Annotated in this window: 16 protein-coding genes and 2 tRNA genes; 4 read left to right on the forward strand and 14 right to left on the reverse strand. The window is 69.9% G+C overall.

Annotated elements, in window-relative coordinates:
* Positions 1–59: 59 nt before the first annotated feature.
* Both ACZ6MA_RS20775 and ACZ6MA_RS20780 read right to left on the reverse strand, forming a co-directional pair.
* Positions 60–794 (reverse strand): class E sortase, encoded by a 735-nt coding sequence (locus ACZ6MA_RS20775; RefSeq protein WP_469435369.1) that lies wholly within the window; start codon positions 792–794, stop codon positions 60–62.
* Positions 795–813: 19 nt separating this feature from the next.
* Positions 814–1,578, reverse strand: a complete 765-nt coding sequence (locus ACZ6MA_RS20780) for a DUF881 domain-containing protein (protein WP_469435370.1) — start codon at positions 1,576–1,578, stop codon at positions 814–816.
* A gap of 142 nt (positions 1,579–1,720) precedes the next feature.
* Between ACZ6MA_RS20780 and crgA the strand changes: the two genes are divergently transcribed.
* Complete coding sequence (gene crgA / locus ACZ6MA_RS20785) at positions 1,721–1,978, forward strand: cell division protein CrgA (RefSeq protein ID WP_469435371.1); 258 nt, start codon at positions 1,721–1,723, stop codon at positions 1,976–1,978.
* Positions 1,979–2,311: 333 nt separating this feature from the next.
* Here crgA and ACZ6MA_RS20790 read toward each other — a convergent pair whose 3' ends face one another.
* On the reverse strand, positions 2,312–3,175 hold the full coding sequence (locus tag ACZ6MA_RS20790) for a rhomboid family intramembrane serine protease (protein ID WP_469435372.1): 864 nt from the start codon (positions 3,173–3,175) through the stop codon (positions 2,312–2,314).
* A gap of 106 nt (positions 3,176–3,281) precedes the next feature.
* The gene (locus tag ACZ6MA_RS20795) at positions 3,282–3,809 is read right to left on the reverse strand and encodes a peptidylprolyl isomerase (RefSeq protein ID WP_469435373.1); all 528 of its coding nucleotides are present in this window, start codon (positions 3,807–3,809) and stop codon (positions 3,282–3,284) included.
* Positions 3,810–4,035: 226 nt separating this feature from the next.
* Between ACZ6MA_RS20795 and ACZ6MA_RS20800 the strand changes: the two genes are divergently transcribed.
* Complete coding sequence (locus tag ACZ6MA_RS20800) at positions 4,036–4,695, forward strand: DUF5324 family protein (RefSeq protein ID WP_469435374.1); 660 nt, start codon at positions 4,036–4,038, stop codon at positions 4,693–4,695.
* A gap of 90 nt (positions 4,696–4,785) precedes the next feature.
* Here the strand turns inward: ACZ6MA_RS20800 and ACZ6MA_RS20805 are convergent.
* Positions 4,786–4,858 (reverse strand) — tRNA-Ala (locus tag ACZ6MA_RS20805).
* A gap of 118 nt (positions 4,859–4,976) precedes the next feature.
* Here ACZ6MA_RS20805 and ACZ6MA_RS20810 point away from each other — a divergent pair.
* A complete protein-coding gene (locus ACZ6MA_RS20810) occupies positions 4,977–5,522 on the forward strand; it encodes a helix-turn-helix domain-containing protein (protein ID WP_130878594.1) in 546 nt (181 codons plus the stop codon).
* 50 nt (positions 5,523–5,572) lie between these two features.
* Positions 5,573–6,847 (forward strand): serine/threonine-protein kinase, encoded by a 1,275-nt coding sequence (locus ACZ6MA_RS20815; protein ID WP_469435375.1) that lies wholly within the window; start codon positions 5,573–5,575, stop codon positions 6,845–6,847.
* Between the two features lie 161 nt (positions 6,848–7,008).
* Here the strand turns inward: ACZ6MA_RS20815 and ACZ6MA_RS20820 are convergent, their stop codons facing one another.
* The 9 genes from ACZ6MA_RS20820 to dnaN all read right to left on the reverse strand — a co-directional run bounded on the left by ACZ6MA_RS20820 (position 7,009) and on the right by dnaN (position 17,788).
* Positions 7,009–7,143, reverse strand: coding sequence for a DLW-39 family protein (locus ACZ6MA_RS20820; protein WP_003958712.1), 135 nt, complete (start codon positions 7,141–7,143; stop codon positions 7,009–7,011).
* Between the two features lie 205 nt (positions 7,144–7,348).
* Positions 7,349–7,422: transfer RNA gene (locus ACZ6MA_RS20825), tRNA-Ile, on the reverse strand.
* A 72-nt stretch (positions 7,423–7,494) separates the two neighbouring features.
* Positions 7,495–8,157: a DUF3566 domain-containing protein gene (locus ACZ6MA_RS20830; RefSeq protein ID WP_469435494.1), complete on the reverse strand. Its 663-nt coding sequence runs from the start codon at positions 8,155–8,157 to the stop codon at positions 7,495–7,497.
* A gap of 357 nt (positions 8,158–8,514) precedes the next feature.
* Entirely contained in the window at positions 8,515–11,145 is a 2,631-nt protein-coding gene (gene gyrA, locus ACZ6MA_RS20835) for a DNA gyrase subunit A (RefSeq protein WP_469435376.1), read from the reverse strand.
* Between the two features lie 51 nt (positions 11,146–11,196).
* Positions 11,197–13,245, reverse strand: coding sequence for a DNA topoisomerase (ATP-hydrolyzing) subunit B (gyrB, locus tag ACZ6MA_RS20840; protein ID WP_469435377.1), 2,049 nt, complete (start codon positions 13,243–13,245; stop codon positions 11,197–11,199).
* Positions 13,246–13,784: 539 nt separating this feature from the next.
* Positions 13,785–14,357: a DciA family protein gene (locus tag ACZ6MA_RS20845; RefSeq protein WP_469435378.1), complete on the reverse strand. Its 573-nt coding sequence runs from the start codon at positions 14,355–14,357 to the stop codon at positions 13,785–13,787.
* Entirely contained in the window at positions 14,354–15,478 is a 1,125-nt protein-coding gene (recF, locus tag ACZ6MA_RS20850; protein WP_469435379.1) for a DNA replication/repair protein RecF, read from the reverse strand. Before recF ends, ACZ6MA_RS20845 begins: the two co-directional genes overlap by 4 nt.
* A 30-nt stretch (positions 15,479–15,508) precedes the next feature.
* Positions 15,509–16,387 (reverse strand): phosphogluconate dehydrogenase (NAD(+)-dependent, decarboxylating), encoded by an 879-nt coding sequence (gnd, locus tag ACZ6MA_RS20855; RefSeq protein ID WP_184735067.1) that lies wholly within the window; start codon positions 16,385–16,387, stop codon positions 15,509–15,511.
* Positions 16,388–16,657: 270 nt separating this feature from the next.
* On the reverse strand, positions 16,658–17,788 hold the full coding sequence (gene dnaN, locus ACZ6MA_RS20860; protein ID WP_130878588.1) for a DNA polymerase III subunit beta: 1,131 nt from the start codon (positions 17,786–17,788) through the stop codon (positions 16,658–16,660).
* Between the last annotated feature and the right edge of the window lie 531 nt (positions 17,789–18,319).

An 18,319-nucleotide genomic window follows, 5' to 3' on the forward strand; every position in this document is an offset into this window, starting at 1 on the left:
TCGCCGATGACGTAGTCGATTGCAGCACCAGGGTAAAGGGCGGCACCGTCGGAGGGTGGTCAGCCGGACAAAGCCGCCGGCCGGCCGCCGGTGACGGGCGAGGTGGCGTCCAAGTGCGCCCAGACGATCAGCCGGTGGCTGTGTCCCCACTCGGGGTCGCAGGTGGTGAGGGTCAGATAGCGGCCCGGTCCGCGGTAGCCGGCCTTCGCGGGGACCGGGTCGAGGACACCGAGGTCGTCGGGGCGGGTCCGGTACGGGCGGCGGTCGACGCGGTAGGTGAACCAGGTGGTGCCGTCCGTCAGGACCACCGCGTCGCCGGGGCGCAACCGGGGGACGTCCTTGAAGGGGTCGCCGTGGGTGCGGCGGTGGCCGGCGACGGCGAAGTTTCCCGCCGCGCCGAGGCGCGCGGTGCGCTCGTAGTGCCCGAGGCCCTTCTTGAGCAGCTCGGGCCCGGTGCCCTCCAGGACGGGCTTGGCCCAGTCGGCGCCGAAGCGCGGGATGTACATGACGGCGAAGGAGGCACCGGGCGGACGGGCCCGCGCCGGGGGCGGCGGCGCTCCGGCGGTCGTTCCGGCCGTCGTTCCGCCAGTCATTCCGGCCGTCGTCTCACCGGTCGCGTGCCCGGCGACCGGTCCCGTCGACCACTCGTCCTGGAGCCGGCCGATCTCGTCTTCCATGGCGCTGTCGGCGCGCACCCCGGTCCAGTACAGGACGTAGACGACGAACAGGACGATCAGCGTGCCGACGGTGACGCACAGCTCGCTGAACGTCCGGACGACCAGTCGCGCTCGCACCGGCCGGCCCCCTCCCGGGTCACCCCATGGGCTTCGCGTAGTGGAGATCCACTGTGCCCGAGTAACCGGGAAGAGTCACCGCGTCGTGCTGGTCGACTTTCCAGCCGAGCCCGTAGGCGGTGACGTACTGGAGGTAGTTCTGGATCGTGGGGGAGGTGTCGAGGGCCTTGCGCAGCAGACCGCGGTCGCCGACGGCCGTCACCTTGTACGGCGGGGAGTAGACGCGGCCCTGGAGGATGAGGGTGTTGCCGACGCAGCGGACCGCGCTGGTGGAGATCAGCCGCTGGTCCATGACCTCGATGCCCTTGGCGCCGCCGCGCCACAGGGCGTTGACGACGGCCTGCAGGTCCTGCTGATGGATCACCAGGTCGTTGGGCTGCGGCTGGGGGATGCCGGGGATCCGGGCGGTGGCGTTGGGCGGCGCGTCGGTGAGGGTGACCGTCAGGCCCGTGCCGCTGAGCTTGGTGGTCCCGGCGGATCGCTCCAGGGCGGTGAGTCTCTTGTCCTGGGCGGCGGTGTTGCCGTTGTCGCGCCGGGCGAGCGCGTCCACCTTGGAGCGCATGCCCGCGGCGCTCTCGTCGAGATCGGCGTTCTTGCGGCTGCGTTCCTGGATGAGGTCGGAGAGCCGCAGCATCGAGTCGTCGGTGCGGATGTCCGTCCCGCGGGCCGTGTTGAAGCTCGTGAAGAAGAGCAGACCGGCCAACGCGAAGACTCCGGCGGTCAGCAGCCGCACCGGGCGGAATCGCCGGGAAGGCGTGCTGGTGGAGTCCGCAGAATTACTCAACGTACCCTTATCCTCTCCGACGCCGCGGAAGCACTACGCTAACGGACGCCCGGGGGAACGAAGAGCTCCCGTCGCTCCCGCCCCGGCAGCCAGCCTTGTATCCCCCGCGCGGTTACGCAGCGCATCGACAGGAGAGTTCCTCGTGCCGAAGTCACGGATCCGCAAGAAGGACGACTTCACTCCACCGCCGGTGAAGACACAGAATCTGAAGCTGGGCCCCACCGGACGCGGCTGGGTGGCCCCGCTGATGCTGGCCATGTTCCTGATCGGGCTGGCCTGGATCGTGCTCTTCTACGTGACGAGCGGTGACATGCCGGTGGAGTCGCTGCGCAACTGGAACATCGTGGTGGGCTTCGGCTTCATCGCGGCGGGGTTCGTGGTCTCCACGCAGTGGAAGTAGCGGCGGGCTCGGCCCCCGGAGAAGGCTCCGACATGACGGGCGCGAGCACCCTCGCACAAGCCCTCCCCTGAGCCTTCCAGCGAGTTATCCACACCCTCGTCCACAGTGGGGAAAAACTCAGAAGATCTGTGGATAACTTCCTCGGCGTTGACGCCGGTGTGACTGATCGCGAGCGCTGCGTATCACCGTCACACCGGCGTTTTGCTGGGGAAACGCGGTTCGGCGCCGCCAGGAACACGCGTTCCCCACATCGTGCACACGATCCGACGCTCGCTGTGGACAACCGGCGCTCATCTGTGCCGCCGGGCCCCGTCCACGGGTGAGCGGCCTCGCTCAGGCCGCGAGCTGGAGCGTCCGCACGGCCACCACCGCGACGATCACCAGCAGCGCCGCGCCGCAGGTCGCGTACTGCACCACCGCCCGTTTCCGGCGGGGGGCGTGCACCAGGCCGAAGGCCACCGCCGTGCCCACCACCAGACCGCCGACGTGCGCCTCCCAGGAGATGTTCGACCAGGTGAAGGTGAAGATCAGGTTGAGCACCAGCAGCGCGATGACCGGGCGCATGTCGTAGTTCATGCGCCGCAGCAGCACGGCGGTCGCACCCAGCAGCCCGAAGATCGCACCGGAGGCACCGAGCGACGGCTGGTTCGGCGCGGCGACGAGGTAGGCCAGCGCGCTGCCGCCCAGACCGGACAGCACGTACAGCGCCAGATAGCGGGCCCGGCCGAGCGCGGCCTCCAGCGGCGGGCCGAGGAACCACAGCGACAGCATGTTGAAGGCGATGTGCATCGGCTCCTGATGCAGGAACGTCGCGGTCAGCAGGCGGTACCACTGCCCCTCGGCGACGCCTTCCAACGGGGTGAAGGGCGTGAGCGCCGCCCGCCCGAAGAGCTCCAGGTCGTCGACGACGCGGTCACCGACGCCCAGCACCACCAGCCACAGGGCGACGTTCAGCCCCAGCAGGACCTTGGTCACCAGACGCGGATCCGCGACGTGCGTGCCCCCGGCGATCGTGCGCGGCGCCTGCGCCCCCGGGTGATGTCCGGTGCCCGAACCGCCCGCCACACACTCCGGGCACTGGAACCCGACCGAGGCGCTGACCATGCAGTCCGGGCAGATCGGCCGCTCACAGCGGACGCAACGGATGCCGGTCGCCCGGTCCGGATGCCGGAAACAACCGACAACCTGGTCGTTCATGCTCTCCCCTTGTCCCGGTCGGCGGACCGGTATGCGAGACACGGCCCCGCCCGTCATACGGACGAGCGGGACCGGGGGTTCCCCTCGAGAAAGAACCGCCGGAGGGCTAGCGCGTCTCGATGACGACCGACTCGATCACGACATCGTTCACCGGACGGTCCGTGCGCGGGTTCGTCTGCGCGGTGGCGATCGCGTCCACCACCTTCTTGCTGGCGTCCGAGACGACCTCGCCGAAGATCGTGTGCTTGCCGGTCAGCCACGTGGTGGGCGAGACGGTGATGAAGAACTGCGAGCCGTTCGTGCCCGGGCCGGCGTTGGCCATGGCCAGCAGGTACGGCTTGGTGAAGGCCAGGTCCGGGTGGAACTCGTCCGCGAACTTGTAGCCGGGGCCACCCGTGCCGTTGCCCAGCGGGTCGCCGCCCTGGATCATGAAGCCCTCGATGACCCGGTGGAAGACGGTGCCGTCGTACAGCTTGTCCGTGGTCTTCTGACCCGTCTCGGGGTTCACCCACTCGCGCTCGCCCCGGGCGAGTTCGACGAAGTTCTTGACCGTCTTCGGGGCGTGGTCCGGCAGGAGCCGGATCTCGATGTCCCCGCTGTTGGTCTTCAGGGTGGCGTAGAGCTGCTCGGCCACGATCTACCTTCCATAGTCTTCACTGACAGCCACCGATCCTCGCACGGACGGGATCGTGGCGAGTAGCCATCAAACCCCCGCGCGCGGCGCCGAAAGATGGCATGGTCGAACGGGGCTCTCCATGACCCGAATGCCCGCTCTCACATGCCGGACCACACAGCGCCAGGCATGATTTTCCACTGGGTGGAAAGGTGGAAAACCGTACGCCACCGAGGAGGAGGTTCTCGTGACCCGCAAGGACAGCGTGCTCGCCGCGACCAGCACGGCGAAGGACAGCGTGCGGCACGCCGCGGAGGTGGTGGCGCCCTACGCCGGTACGGCCAAGGACGCGGCCGTGCACTTCGCGCACGAAGCTCGTGCCCAGCTCGCGCCGAAGATGGAGGCCGCCGCCCGGCAGGCCCGGATCAGCGCCGGCGAGCAGTACCACGCCCACCTGGCACCGCGGCTCGAACAGGCCCGCGGCTCCCTCCCGCCGAAGATGGACCAGGCCGCCACGCGCGCCCGCGCCGTCGCCGAACCGGTCCGGGACGAGGCGGTCGCCCGGGGCGCGGCCACCCTCGCCGTGCTGCGCGGCCAGGTGTCGGCGGCCGATGTCGAGCGGCTCGTGAAGCGGCGCGACCGGCGCTGCCGGATGGGCCGGGCGGCCAAGCGGATGGCGGTGTTCGGGCTGCTCGCGGGCGGCGCGTACGCCGTATGGAAGTGGTGGGACAAGCAGGCCAACCCCGATTGGCTGGTCGAGCCCCCGGCCCCCACCGAGATCGCCGACCGGGCTCCGCTGAGTTCGGTCGACGGCAGCGGCACGGCCCTGGACCCCGAGGTACAGGCCAAGCAGGCGGAGGCCGAAGCCGGCGACGACCCGGCCGACAAGCCCAAAGACCAGCACTGACCAGCGAAAACGACGCGGGAATAGCGCCGGAGCGCTGAAAAGCCGCGAGGCGGAAGACCCTCAGGTCTTCCGCCTCGCGGCTTGTGGTTGTGGAGCCTAGGAGAGTCGAACTCCTGACATCCGCCATGCAAAGACGGCGCTCTACCAACTGAGCTAAGGCCCCTTCGCCGATCAGGATACCCGGTACCGGCGGTCTTTCCCGACCGGGTATCGCCGGGGCCTACCGCTCTCCGTAGGATGCACCGCAAGATTCGCGGCAGCGAAGCGAAGGGGAGAGCGAGATGGACGCAGCACAGCAGGAAGCCACCGCCCGGGCACGGGAGCTACAGCGCAGCTGGTACGGGGAGCCCTTGGGGGCGCTCTTCCGCCGTCTCATCGACGATCTCGGCCTGAACCAGGCCCGTCTCGCCTCCGTCCTCGGTCTGTCCGCGCCCATGCTCTCGCAGCTGATGAGCGGTCAGCGGGCGAAGATCGGCAACCCGGCGGTGGTCCAGCGGGTGCAGGCGCTGCAGGAGCTCTCCAGCCAGGTCGCCGACGGCAGCGTGAGCGCCGCCGAGGCCGCGGAGCGCATGGAGGAGGTCAAGAAGACCTCCGGGGGTTCGGTGCTCAACTCCACCCAGACGACGGCCAGCAGCGGTGCGCCGACCGTCCGCCGGGTGGTCCGCGAGATCCAGTCGCTGCTGCGGTCCGTCGCCGGTGCCGGCGACATCATCGACGCCGCCGGAACGCTCGCCCCCACCCACCCCGAACTCGCCGAGTTCCTCCGCGTCTACGGCGCCGGACGGACCGCCGAAGCCGTCGCGCATTACGAGGCGCACCAGAGCTGACCGTGCCGGGGTGGGACTGAGCGGGGCTGGGGCGGGGGCGAAACGGCGCGATGGGTGAGGTCTTCGCCGGACGGTACGAGCTGGTGGACCCGATCGGACGCGGCGGCGTGGGGGCCGTGTGGCGGGCGTGGGACCAGCGCCGACGGCGATATGTGGCGGCCAAGGTGCTCCAGCAGAGCGACGCCCACACACTGCTGAGATTCGTCCGGGAACAGGCGCTGCGGATCGATCATCCCCATGTGCTGGCGCCGATGAGCTGGGCGGCGGACGACGACAAGGTGCTGTTCACCATGGACGTGGTGAGCGGCGGGTCGCTCGCCCATCTCATCGGTGATTACGGGCCGTTGCCGCCGCGGTTCGTGTGCGTGCTGCTCGATCAGTTGCTGTCCGGTCTCACGGCGGTGCACGCGGAGGGCGTGGTGCACCGGGACATCAAACCGGCCAATATCCTCCTGGAGGCCACCGGGACCGGGCGTCCGCATTTACGGCTCTCCGATTTCGGGATCGCCATGCGCAAGGGCGAGCCACGGCTGACGGACACCAACTATGTGATGGGCACGCCCGGCTACTTCGCGCCGGAGCAAATGCTGGGTGAGGAACCGGATTTCCCCGCCGATCTCTTCGCCGTCGGTCTGGTGACCCTGTATCTCCTCACAGGCCGCAAACCCGACGCCGAGGCGCTCGTCCGGCGCTTCACCGAACACGGCACGCCGAACGCCCCGGAGGGCGTGCCGGAGCCGCTCTGGCAGGTCGTCGCCAATCTGCTGCAACCCGATCCGTACGCGCGCTTCCGCACGGCCACGGGGGCCCGGAAGGCCCTCGCGGCGGCGGTGGAGCTGCTGCCGGAGCCCGCCCCCGACGAGGAGCCCATCGAGGTCTTCGACCAGCTCGGCCCGCTGCCGCCGGGATTCGGCCCGAACGGCCCCTGCCCGCAGCGGGATCCGGCACCCGACGCGGCGGAGGAAACGCCTCCGGCGGCCCGTACGGGGGCCGGTCCGGCATCCCGGCCGGAGCCCCCGGCACGGCCCCCGTCGACGTCCGCCGGCCCGCATTCCGAGGGGGCCCGCCCACGGCACCCCGAGCCGGCGCGCCCGGCCCCCGCGCCCCCGCGGCCCGACTATCCCCCCACGCGCCCCTACACCGCCCCGCAGCCGTTTCCCCGGCCCTTCCCGCCGCTTCCCGGCACCCCGGGCCGCGGTGCCGTGCCCGGGCGTCCCCCGGTGCCGCCGAAGCGCCAGGGACCGCCCCCGAAGGTGGCGGTCCCCGTGCTGGTCTTCGCGCTGCTCTGCCTGGTGGTGGGCGTCTGGGCGCTCGTCGTCAGCTGATTCACTTTCGCAATCATTTTATTTGCGCTAGCGAATATCCCTCGCGTCGTGGCGGGCACCCGGGGCGCGGGACACCCGCTGCCGGAAGCCGGGAAGACAACGGGAAAGACAACGGGGCCCGGCCGCTTCAGCGGCCGGGCCCCGTCGAGGACTCGTTTGTCTCACACACCCGAACCTGCGGGCACGGAGTCGGTCGCCTCCGTCCACAGATCCTGCTCGGCGCGATCCGCCTGGATCTGGCGGTACACGAGGAGTCCGCCGATGGCGGCCAGTGCGACCAGGAGCAGCTTCTTCACCGCGCGACCTCGTCTTTCCTTGACGTAAGGGGACCTCTGGTGGCCGATGATACACACCGGCCGATACCGATCGGTTACCTGTGGCCGGAGCCCTGCCGGGACTCGTGTGACCTGAAACACCACCCCGGTGGCGGCCCCAACTCCCCCTGCCGGGAAAACAGATCGGCCCGGGCGGAGAATTCTCCGTCCGGGCCGATCGTGCCGGTGGGGCTAACAGGACTTGAACCTGTGGCCTCTTCCTTATCAGGGAAGCGCTCTAACCGTCTGAGCTATAGCCCCGCGCTGCACCGAAAGATTAGCGCACCTTGGGCCCAGTCCCAAAATCGTCCGGGCCCCAGGTCGGCGTGGACGTTATTCGTCCTCGGCGAGCGTCAGCTCCACACCGCCGACGAACCCGGCGGAGAGGTTGTAGATAAAGGCGCCCAGCGTCGCCAGGGCGGTCGCCAGCACCACGTTGATGACCGCGATCACCGAGGTGAAGAGCAGGACGCGCGGCAGCGACAGGAAGGACTGGAGGTCGAAGCCGCCACCCTCGCTGGAGTCGGTGGCATCGCTGATCGTGCCGCCGACGGCCGAGAAGACGCCCATGGCGTCCATGACGCCCCACAGCACGGCCGCCGCCACGATCGTGCACACGCCCAGCGCGATGGACAGCAGGAAGCTGACCTTCATCACCGACCACGGGTCGGCCTTGGCCACTCGCAGCCGTGCCGTACGCGTACGCGGCGCCGGGCGGGGCGCGGAGCGCTGCTGCGGCACCGACGCGCCCGGCTGCGGCCCGGCGGGCCGCTCGGCCTTCGCGGAGGCCTTGGCGGGGTTCTTGCCGGGGTTCCTGTCGGCCTTGGCGGCCTTGGCGGTGCTCTTGGGCGCCGGGCCCTTGGGCGCGGCCCCCTTGGCGGCCGCCGCCGACGAGGCCCCGTCGGAGCCCGCGGCGGAAGCAGAAGCGGAATGCTCCGCCGGAGGCTCGTACGCCTTCGGCGGGTGGTAGGGCTTCGGGCCCTTGGTGTCCGTCACAGGGCCCCCCTTGGCCTCAGCGGTGGTGCCACTCCCGGCGGGCTCGGCCCCGCCCTCGGCGGCCGTGCCGGCGGCCCGCGGAACGCTGTCCGCTTTCTTGGCCGCGGTGTCGCTCCCCTTGGGGGCGGTGCCGGCGCCCTCGGCCGCGGTACCCGCGTCCTTGGGGGCCGTCTCCGTACCCTTCGGGGCGTCGTCCGCCCCCATGGCGGGGGCGGGCACGGACCCGCCCTTCGCCTCGGAAGTGCGCGCGGATACGCCGGAGCCACGGGCGCCGGCTTCATCGGTCGCGGGTCCGGCGGGACTGCGCCGCTTGGCACCCGCACCGCTGGCCGCGGCGCCCGTGGCTCGACTCACGAATTACTCCTCGGTGTCCTCGGCCGGGGGCTCCGTGCCCTCGGCCACCTCGGGCCCGTCGCCCGCGGCTGCGTCGGCCAACTCCTCGACCTCTTCAGCCTCGCGACCGGCCTCGGCGTTCCTGGCGATGCCGACGACGGCATCGCGCTTGCCCAAGTTGATCAGCTGGACGCCCATGGTGTCACGGCCGGTTTCCCTGACCTCGTTGACCCGGGTCCGGATCACACCGCCCCCGAGCGTGATGGCCAGGATCTCGTCGGTCTCCTCGACCACCAGGGCACCGACCAGCGAACCACGATCCTCCACGATCTTGGCGGCCTTGATACCGAGGCCGCCTCGGCCCTGAACGCGGTACTCGTCGACGTTCGTCCGCTTCGCGTAGCCACCGTCGGTGGCGGTGAAGACGAACGTACCGGCCCGGACGACATTCATCGAGAGCAGCTCGTCACCCTCGCGGAAGCTCATGCCCTTGACGCCGGAGGTGGCGCGTCCCATCGGGCGGAGCGCGTCGTCCGTCGCGGTGAACCGGATCGACTGGGCCTTCTTGCTGACCAGCAGCAGATCGTCCTCGGCGGAGACCAGCTCCGCGCCGATCAGCTCGTCCTCGGCGCCGCTCTCGGTCTCCCGGAGGTTGATCGCGATGACACCGCCGGAGCGGGGCGAGTCGTAGTCCTTGAGCGGGGTCTTCTTCACCAGACCGGACTTGGTGGCCAGCACCAGGTACGGCGCCACGTCGTAGTCGCGGACGGCGAGGATCTGGGCGATCTTCTCGTCGGGCTGGAAGGCCAGCAGGTTCGCCACGTGCTGACCGCGCGCGTCCCGCCCGGCGTCCGGCAGCTCGTACGCCTTGGCCCGGTAGACCCGGCCCTTGTTGGTGAAGAAGAGCAGCCAGTGGTGCGTGGTGGAGACGAAGAAGTGGTCGACGATGTCGTCCTGCTTCAGCTTCGTGCCCCGGACGCCCTTGCCGCCGCGCTTCTGCGAGCGGTAGTCCTCGGTCTTGGTGCGCTTGACGTAACCACCGTTGGTGATGGTGACGACGATGTCCTCCTCGGCGATCAGGTCCTCGATGGACATGTCACCGTCGAAGGGGATCAGCTTGGAGCGCCGGTCGTCGCCGAACTTCTCGACGATCGCGTTGAGTTCCTCGCTGATGATCATCCGCTGCCGCTCGGGCGAGGCGAGGATCGCGTTGTACTCGTTGATCTTCGCCTGGAGCTCGTCGTGCTCGGCGGTGATCTTCTGGTGCTCCAGGGCCGCCAGCCGGCGGAGCTGCATCTCCAGGATCGCGTTCGCCTGGATCTCGTCGATCTCCAGCAGGCCCATCAGGCCCTCGCGGGCGATCTCGACGGTGTTGCTCCGCCGGATCAGCGCGATGACCTCGTCGATGGCGTCGAGCGCCTTGAGCAGACCGCGCAGGATGTGGGCGCGCTCCTCGGCCTTGCGCAGCCGGAAGCGGGTGCGCCGGACGATGACCTCGACCTGGTGGGTGACCCAGTTGCGGATGAAGGCGTCGATCGAGAGGGTGCGCGGCACCCCGTCGACGAGCGCCAGCATGTTCGCACCGAAGTTCGTCTGCAGATCGGTGTGCTTGTAGAGGTTGTTGAGCACGACCTTGGCGACCGCGTCGCGCTTGAGCACGACGACCAGGCGCTGGCCCGTCCGGGAGGAGGTCTCGTCGCGGACGTCGGCGATGCCGCCGACCTTGCCGTCCTTCACCAGGTCGGCGATCTTCTGCGCGAGGTTGTCCGGGTTGACCTGGTAGGGCAGCTCGGTGACGACCAGGCACTGACGGCCCTGGATCTCCTCGACGGCGACGACGGCGCGCATGGTGATCGAGCCACGGCCGGTGCGGTAGGCCTCCTCGATGCCCTTGCGGCCGACCACGAGGGCGCCGGTCGGGAAGTCGGGACCCTTGATCCGCTCGATGAGCGCCTCGAGCAGCTCCTCGGAGGTCGCCTCGGGGTTGGCCAGGAACCACTGGGCTCCCTCCGCCACCTCGCGCAGGTTGTGCGGCGGGATGTTGGTGGCCATGCCGACCGCGATGCCCGCCGAACCGTTGATCAGCAGGTTCGGGAAGCGGGCCGGCAGGACCGTCGGCTCCTGGTTGCGGCCGTCGTAGTTGTCCTGGAAGTCGACGGTCTCCTCGTCGATGTCCCGGAGCATCTCCATCGACAGCGGCATCATCTTGCACTCGGTGTACCGCATGGCGGCGGCCGGGTCGTTGCCCGGGGAACCGAAGTTGCCGTTGGAGTCCACCAGCGGCATGCGCATCGACCAGTGCTGCGCGAGGCGGACCAGCGCGTCGTAGATCGAGGAGTCGCCGTGCGGGTGGTACGTACCCATGACGTCACCGACGACGCGGGCGCACTTGTAGAAGCCCTTCTCGGGCCGGTAGCCACCGTCGTACATCGCGTAGAGCACCCGGCGGTGGACCGGCTTGAGGCCGTCCCGCACGTCGGGGAGCGCACGCGAGACGATCACGCTCATCGCGTAGTCGAGGTACGAGCGCTGCATCTCCGTCTCGAGCCCGACGGGCTCGACGCGCATCCCGACGCCCTCGAGGGGCGCGGGCGCGCCCTCGGGAGTCACCTCGGGGATCACGGGGGCAGGGGTATCGGGAGTCTCGTCGGCCATTGCTGTTCAAAGTCCTTTCGCGCTGCGGCTGTTTCTCGTGGGCCGACAGGCTCAGATGTCGAGGAAGCGGACGTCCTTGGCGTTGCGCTGGATGAAGGAGCGCCGTGCCTCGACGTCCTCTCCCATGAGCACCGAGAACAGGTCGTCCGCCTGGGCCGCGTCGTCCAGGGTGACCTGGCCGAGCACACGGTGGTCGACGTCCATGGTGGTGATGCGCAGCTCCTCGGCGTTCATCTCACCGAGACCCTTGAAGCGCTGGACCGAGTCGTCCTTGATCCGCTTGCCGTTCTCCCGGCCGAGCTGGATGAGCGCGTCGCGCTCGCGGTCGGAGTAGGCGTACTCGAAGTCGTCCCGGCCCCACTTGATCTTGTACAGCGGGGGGCGGGAGAGATAGACGTGCCCGGCCTCGACCAGCGGCCGCATAAAGCGGAAGAGGAAGGTGAGCAGCAGGGTGTTGATGTGCTGGCCGTCGACGTCGGCGTCCGCCATCAGGATGATCTTGTGATAGCGGAGCTTCGAGATGTCGAAGTCCTCGTGCACACCGGTGCCGAAGGCGGAGATCAGCGCCTGGACCTCGGTGTTCTGGAGGATCTTGTCGATCCGCGCCTTCTCGACGTTGAGGATCTTGCCGCGGATCGGGAGGATCGCCTGGTACTGCGGGTTCCGGCCGGACTTGGCCGAGCCGCCGGCGGAGTCACCCTCGACGATGAAGATCTCGCACTTCGTCGGGTCGTTGGACTGGCAGTCGCTGAGCTTGCCCGGCAGCGACGCCGACTCCAGCAGCCCCTTGCGGCGGGTCAGGTCCCGGGCCTTGCGGGCCGCCACCCGGGCGGTCGCGGCCTGGATCGACTTGCGGATGATGTCCGCGGCCTCGTTGGGGTTGCGGTCGAGCCAGTCCGTGAGGTGCTCGTGGGCGACCTTCTGGACGAAGGTCTTCGCCTCGGTGTTGCCGAGCTTCGTCTTCGTCTGGCCCTCGAACTGCGGCTCGCCGAGCTTGATCGAGATGATCGCGGTCAGACCCTCGCGGATGTCCTCACCCGTGAGGTTGTCGTCCTTCTCGCGGAGCAGCTTCTTCTCGCGCGCGTACCGGTTGATCAGACCGGTCAGTGCGGCGCGGAAGCCCTCCTCGTGGGTGCCGCCCTCGTGGGTGTGGATGGTGTTCGCGAAGCTGTAGACGCCCTCGCTGTACTGGCTGTTCCACTGCATCGCGATTTCGAGGGAGAGCATGCGCTCCTTGTCCTCGGCCTCGATGTCGATGACGGTGGGGTGGATCAGCTCGCCCTTGCGCGAGTTGAGGTACTTCACGAAGTCGACGATGCCGCCCTCGTAGTGGTACTCCACCGCCAGCGGCTTGCCCTCTTCGTCGACGTGGTCGGCGCGGGTGTCCGTCAGCGAGATGCGCAGGCCCTTGTTGAGGAACGCCATCTCCTGGAAGCGCCGCGAGAGCGTCTCGAAGGAGTACTCGGTGGTCTCGAAGATGTCGCCGTCGGCCCAGAAGGTGACCGACGTGCCGTGCTCGTCCGTCGCCTCGTGCTGCGCCAGCGGGGCCGTCGGGACGCCCAGCTTGTAGTCCTGAGTCCAGCGGTAACCGTCGGTCTTGACCTCGACGGCGACACGCGTCGACAGGGCGTTGACGACGGAGACGCCGACGCCGTGCAGACCACCGGAGACGGCGTAGCCGCCGCCGCCGAACTTGCCGCCCGCGTGCAGCACGGTCAGCACGACCTCGACGGCCGGCTTCCCCTCGGAGGGGACGATGCCCACCGGGATGCCTCGGCCGTTGTCCACGACGCGCACGCCGCCGTCGGGCAGGATCGTCACGTCGATGGTGTCCGCGTGCCCGGCCAGCGCCTCGTCGACGGAGTTGTCCACCACCTCGTACACGAGGTGGTGGAGACCGCGCTCACCGGTGGAACCGATGTACATCCCGGGCCGCTTGCGGACCGCGTCCAGGCCTTCCAGGACGGTGATCGCACTGGCGTCGTACGACACCGGCTCACCGCCGGGGGCGCCCGCTGGGGCGCCCCCGTTCTGAGAAGGGGTGGTGTTCTCGTTGGGGTTGCCGGAATCGGCCACGAAGCGCCCTTTCTGGCACAGCACAGGCCATCCCCGGCCTGCGGCGGGGAGACCCCACCCTGGGCAGGCAGGAGAGGCTGCGTCGTTCTGCGTTGGTCGGCATGTCCCGCGAGCCGGCGGGATTGCTACCAGTCTACCGGTAGCGCTGACATGAATGGGGGTTTGGCGGTGCCTGAGTCCGCATGTGCCGCCCTGAACCGGCATCAGCCGACTCCCTATATGGGACCTGGGGCTCCAAGAGGCTCACGGCGGCACTCAGCGCTTCCGACTGTCAACCACCCGCTACCGTGAGCGCTGTCCCGGGGCGGGGTGCGGCGGTTCGGCCGAGAACGGGTGGCGACGATCACCCGCGAACACCGCCCGTCCCGGGCGGCATCAGGGGCCTCAAGGGTCGACGCGGACGTCAATGCGGCTCGCCGCCTCACCCGTCCGAGCGGTGCCGGCGGACGGCGAAGTCCGGCGGGTCCGGCGGCGGGACGGCACCGGCGGAGCGGGAACGGCGAGGGGACGGGGAGCGGGACGGCCCCGGGAACAGCCTGGGGACGCCTGGGGACAGGGGCCCGTCAGCCGTACGTGTCGCCCGGGCCGGTGCTGCCGGGGGCGCGCAGCGACCCGTACCGGCGGGCGGGCCCGCCCGGACCCAGCACCTTGATCATCTTGACCGTGCCCTGTCCCAGATCGGCGTTGAGCCGGGCCACCAGCTGCGGCGCCAGCAGGCGCAGCTGCGTCGCCCACGCCGTCGAGTCGCACTGCACGGTCAGCACCCGGGCGTCCTCGTCGTACTTCTGCGGCTCGCAGTGGAGGGCCACCTCCGGGCCCACCATCTGCGGCCAGCGGCCCATCACCCCGCCCACCGCCGCGGGGGTCTCCCAGCCGCGCTCGGTGATCAACCGGCTGATCGCGGCGCCCAGCGGCAGCGGGTCCCGGCCGTCGGCCCGGGCACCGGAGCGCAGGCCGCCGCGGCGCGCCTGCTTCTTCTGCTGGGCCGCGTTGCCGCGCGCCCGCGCCTGCTCCTTGGCCGCGCGCAGCGCCACCCGCGCCAGATCCACACCGGAGTGCTCCGGCGTCTTCGGCTGCTGGGGCTGCCCGGGCGCAGGGGCACCCGCCCCGGGCTTCTCGGGTCGCTGCTCGCTCATGCCCGCTCGACCGCACCTTCCGAGACCGCGTACCGCGCGCCCGCCAGGACGCCCGGTACGTCGCCGTCCACCGCGGCGGTCACCAGTACCTGCTCGCCGTGGGCGACCAGCTCGGCCAGCCGCTCCCGGCGTCGGGAGTCCAGTTCCGCGAAGACGTCGTCCAGTACCAGGATGGGCTCGTTGCCCTCGGCGCGCAGCAGCTCGTAGGAGGCCAGCCGCAGCGCCAGCGCGTACGACCAGGACTCGCCGTGGCTCGCGTACCCCTTGGCGGGCAGCTGTCCCAGGCGCAGCAGCAGATCGTCGCGGTGCGGGCCGACGAGCGTCACTCCGCGCTCGATCTCCTGCTTGCGGGCCTCGGCGAGCGCGCCGAGCAGCACCTCGTACAGCTCCTCGCGGGTGTGCGCGCCCTCGACGCCGGCCGGGCCGCGGTAGTCGAACGCGACGGGGCCGCCGCCGGGCGCGAGCTGTTCGTATGCCTTGTCGGCGAGCGGCCGCAGCGTGGCGATCAGGTCGAGCCGCTGTGCCAGCAGCTCGCCGCCGACGCGGGCGAGGTGCTGGTCCCAGATGTCGAGCGTGGAGAGGTCCAGCCCGCGGCCACCGTGCCGGCGGGCCATGGCGGCGGACTTCAGCAGGGTGTTGCGCTGCTTGAGGACGCGCTCGTAGTCGGAGCGCACGCCCGCCATGCGCGGGGAGCGCGCGGTGATCAGCTCGTCGAGGAAGCGGCGGCGCTCGCCAGGGTCGCCCTTGACCAGGGCGAGGTCCTCCGGCGCGAACAGCACCGTGCGCACGATGCCGAGCACATCACGGGGTCTGACCTGCGAGGAGCGGTTGATGCGGGCCCGGTTGGCCTTGCCCGGGTTGAGTTCCAGCTCGATCAGCTGCTGCCGCTCCCCCTGGGTGACGGCCGCCCGGATGATCGCCCGCTCGGCGCCCATCCGCACCAGGGGCGCGTCGGAGGAGACCCGGTGGCTGCCGAGGGTCGCCAGATAGCCGACGGCCTCGACGAGATTCGTCTTGCCCTGGCCGTTGGGGCCCACGAGAGCGGTGACGCCCGGGTCGAGCGGGACCTCGACCCGGGCGTACGAGCGGAAGTCGGCCAGCGACAGATGCGATACGTGCATGGTGGCGAGCCGACCTCCCCCGGCTACCTCTTACTTCTTGTTCTCGACCGCGTGGCCGCCGAACTGGTTGCGCAGCGCGGCGATCATCTTCATCTGCGGGGAGTCGTCCTGGCGGGACGCGAAACGGGCGAAGAGCGACGCGGTGATCGCGGGCAGCGGCACGGCGTTGTCGATCGCGGCCTCGACGGTCCAGCGGCCTTCGCCCGAGTCCTGCGCGAAGCCGCGCAGCTGGTCCAGGTGCTCGTCGTCGTCCAGGGCGCGGACGGCCAGGTCGAGCAGCCAGGAGCGGATGACCGTGCCCTCCTGCCAGTTGCGGAAGACCTCGCGCACGTCGGTGACGGAGTCCACCGCCTCCAGCAGCTCCCAGCCCTCGGCGAAGGCCTGCATCATCGCGTACTCGATGCCGTTGTGGACCATCTTGGCGAAGTGGCCCGCGCCGACCTTGCCCGCGTGGACGGCGCCGAGGTCGCCCGCCGGCTTGAGCGCGTCGAAGATCGGCTGGGCCTTCGCCACGTCCTCGGCGTCGCCGCCGTACATCAGGGCGTAGCCGTTCTCCAGGCCCCAGACACCGCCGGAGACGCCGCAGTCCACGAAGCCGATGCCCTTGGCCCTCAGCTCCTCGGCGTGCTTCTCGTCGTCCGTCCAGCGGGAGTTCCCGCCGTCGACGACGACATCACCGGGGGAGAGCAGCTCACCCAGCTCGTCGATGGTGGACTGGGTCGCGGCACCGGCCGGGACCATGACCCAGACGACGCGCGGACCCTTCAGCGAATCCACAAGCTCCTTGAGGCTGTGGACATCCGCGAGGTCCGCGTTGCGGTCGTATCCGATGACGGTGTGGCCTGCACGGCGAATGCGCTCACGCATGTTGCCGCCCATCTTGCCGAGACCGACGAGACCGAGCTCCATCATGATCCTCTATGCCGTAGTCGTTGCGTTTCGTACCTGACCTGAGCCCGAGCCTACGCCCGAGGGTCCGTGCACACCTGTGGGCTCAACCGCTCACCGGATGAAACGGGCCGGTGGTGACGGGGCATGCCGCCACCACCGGCCCGAAGCCCTGCGCGCCGGGCGCGGACCGGCCCGGCCGGAGAGGCGCACCGGCATTCCGCGGCACTGCGAGGGGCGACCCTCGCGCTCCCGGCCGGGGGGGCGTCCGCCCCGGGCGCGTCAGCCGGCTCAGCCGGAGAGGCGCACCGGCATGATCAGGTACTTGTACGCCTCGTCCGCCTCGGCGTCCAGCGCGGGCTTGCCGCTGAGCAGCGCCGGCTTGGTGGAGGTGGTGAAGGACAGCTGGGCGACCGGCGAGTCGATCGCGGACAGGCCCTCGAGCAGGAAGCCCGGGTTGAAGGCGATCGAGATGTCGTCGCCGTCGAGCTGTGCGTCGACGCGCTCCACAGCCTGTGCGTCGTCGCTGGAACCGGCTTCCAGGATCAGCACGCCCTGCTCGAAGCTGAGCCGCACCGGGGTGTTCCGCTCGGCGACGAGGGCCACGCGCTTGACGGCCTCGACGAAGGGGGCCGTCTCGATCACCGCGACGGAGTTGAACTCGGTCGGGAAGAGCGTGCGGTACTTCGGGAGGTCGCCTTCGAGCAGGCGCGTGGTCGTACGGCGACCGGCGCCCTCGAAGCCGATGAGGCCCTCGCCCGCACCGGAGCCGGACAGGGCGATCGACACGGTGTCGCCGCCGCTGAGCGACTTGGCGGTGTCGAGCAGCGTCTTGGCGGGCACCAGGGCGACGGCGGAGATGTCCGGCGTCTCGGGCTTCCACATGAACTCGCGGACCGCGAAGCGGTAGCGGTCGGTGGAGGCCAGCGTGACGGTGTCGCCCTCGATCTCGATCCGCACACCCGTGAGCACCGGCAGGGTGTCGTCACGGCCGGCCGCGATGGCGACCTGGGCGGCGGCGGAGGCGAAGACCTCACCCGGGACGGTGCCCGTGGCGGTCGGCATCTGCGGCAGCGCCGGGTATTCCTCCACAGGCAGGGTGTGGAGTGTGAATCGCGAGGAGCCGCAGACGACGGTGACCCGCACGCCGTCCGTGGAGATCTCCACAGGCCTGTTGGGAAGTGCGCGGCAGATGTCGGCGAGCAGCCGGCCGGAGACGAGGACGGTGCCGTCCTCCTCCACATCCGCCTCGACCGAGACGCGGGCCGAGACCTCGTAGTCGAAGCCGGAGAGGCTCAGGGAGCCCTCCTCCGCCTTCAGCAGCAGGCCCGCGAGGACGGGCACCGGCGGACGGGCCGGGAGGCTGCGGGCCGCCCAGGCCACTGCCTCCGCGAGTACATCGCGCTCCACCCGGATCTTCACCGGAACCGCCTCCTGCTTGTTGCTGGCTCGCCCTGCTGGCGTCGTTCGTCGGCTGAGTTGCCGGAGACCAGTCTGACGCACGCCACCGACAGTCGGTGCGGCTCGGGGTCAAGTCGAGCCGAGGACCGTGCCACGGTCCGCGGCCGAGTTGTGCACAGGGCCCACTTCGAAACCAGTCCCTCGCTACATCTCAGTGGTCGTAGTAGTAGGGCCTGTGGAAACGGTGGAAAACTGCCTTTGCCCAGGTCAGCAGGGATTTTTTGTCCACCGGGCCTGTGGGTGGAGGCGGTGGATAAACAGGGTCTTCTGTGGACCGCGGAAAGTTCTGCACACCCGGTGCACAGGTGGGGCCCACTTCTCCCCAGGTCCGTCCCCAGCTTTACCCACGTTCCCCACAGCCCAACCCGGCACCTTGGTGTGACGCCTTTCACTCGGCGCGGTGACCTCGGGCGTTTCGTTGCCGAACAGTGGACAGGGGTGTGGAAACCCTGTGTACAACGTTGATCTTCCTGTGGGCGATCGGTGGACAAC

The sequence above is a fragment of the Streptomyces sp. NPDC042259 genome, from assembly GCF_055582085.1.

What these genes read in the sequence shown, in the direction of transcription:
- ACZ6MA_RS20790 (WP_469435372.1), bottom strand. Translation starts at nt 3,175, where the DNA reads ATGAACGACCAGGTTGTCGGTTGTTTCCGGCATCCGGACCGGGCGACC.
- ACZ6MA_RS20810 (WP_130878594.1), top strand. Translation starts at nt 4,977, where the DNA reads ATGGACGCAGCACAGCAGGAAGCCACCGCCCGGGCACGGGAGCTACAG.
- ACZ6MA_RS20815 (WP_469435375.1), top strand. Translation starts at nt 5,573, where the DNA reads ATGGGTGAGGTCTTCGCCGGACGGTACGAGCTGGTGGACCCGATCGGA.
- gyrA (WP_469435376.1), bottom strand. Translation starts at nt 11,145, where the DNA reads ATGGCCGACGAGACTCCCGATACCCCTGCCCCCGTGATCCCCGAGGTG.
- ACZ6MA_RS20845 (WP_469435378.1), bottom strand. Translation starts at nt 14,357, where the DNA reads ATGAGCGAGCAGCGACCCGAGAAGCCCGGGGCGGGTGCCCCTGCGCCC.
- recF (WP_469435379.1), bottom strand. Translation starts at nt 15,478, where the DNA reads ATGCACGTATCGCATCTGTCGCTGGCCGACTTCCGCTCGTACGCCCGG.
- gnd (WP_184735067.1), bottom strand. Translation starts at nt 16,387, where the DNA reads ATGGAGCTCGGTCTCGTCGGTCTCGGCAAGATGGGCGGCAACATGCGT.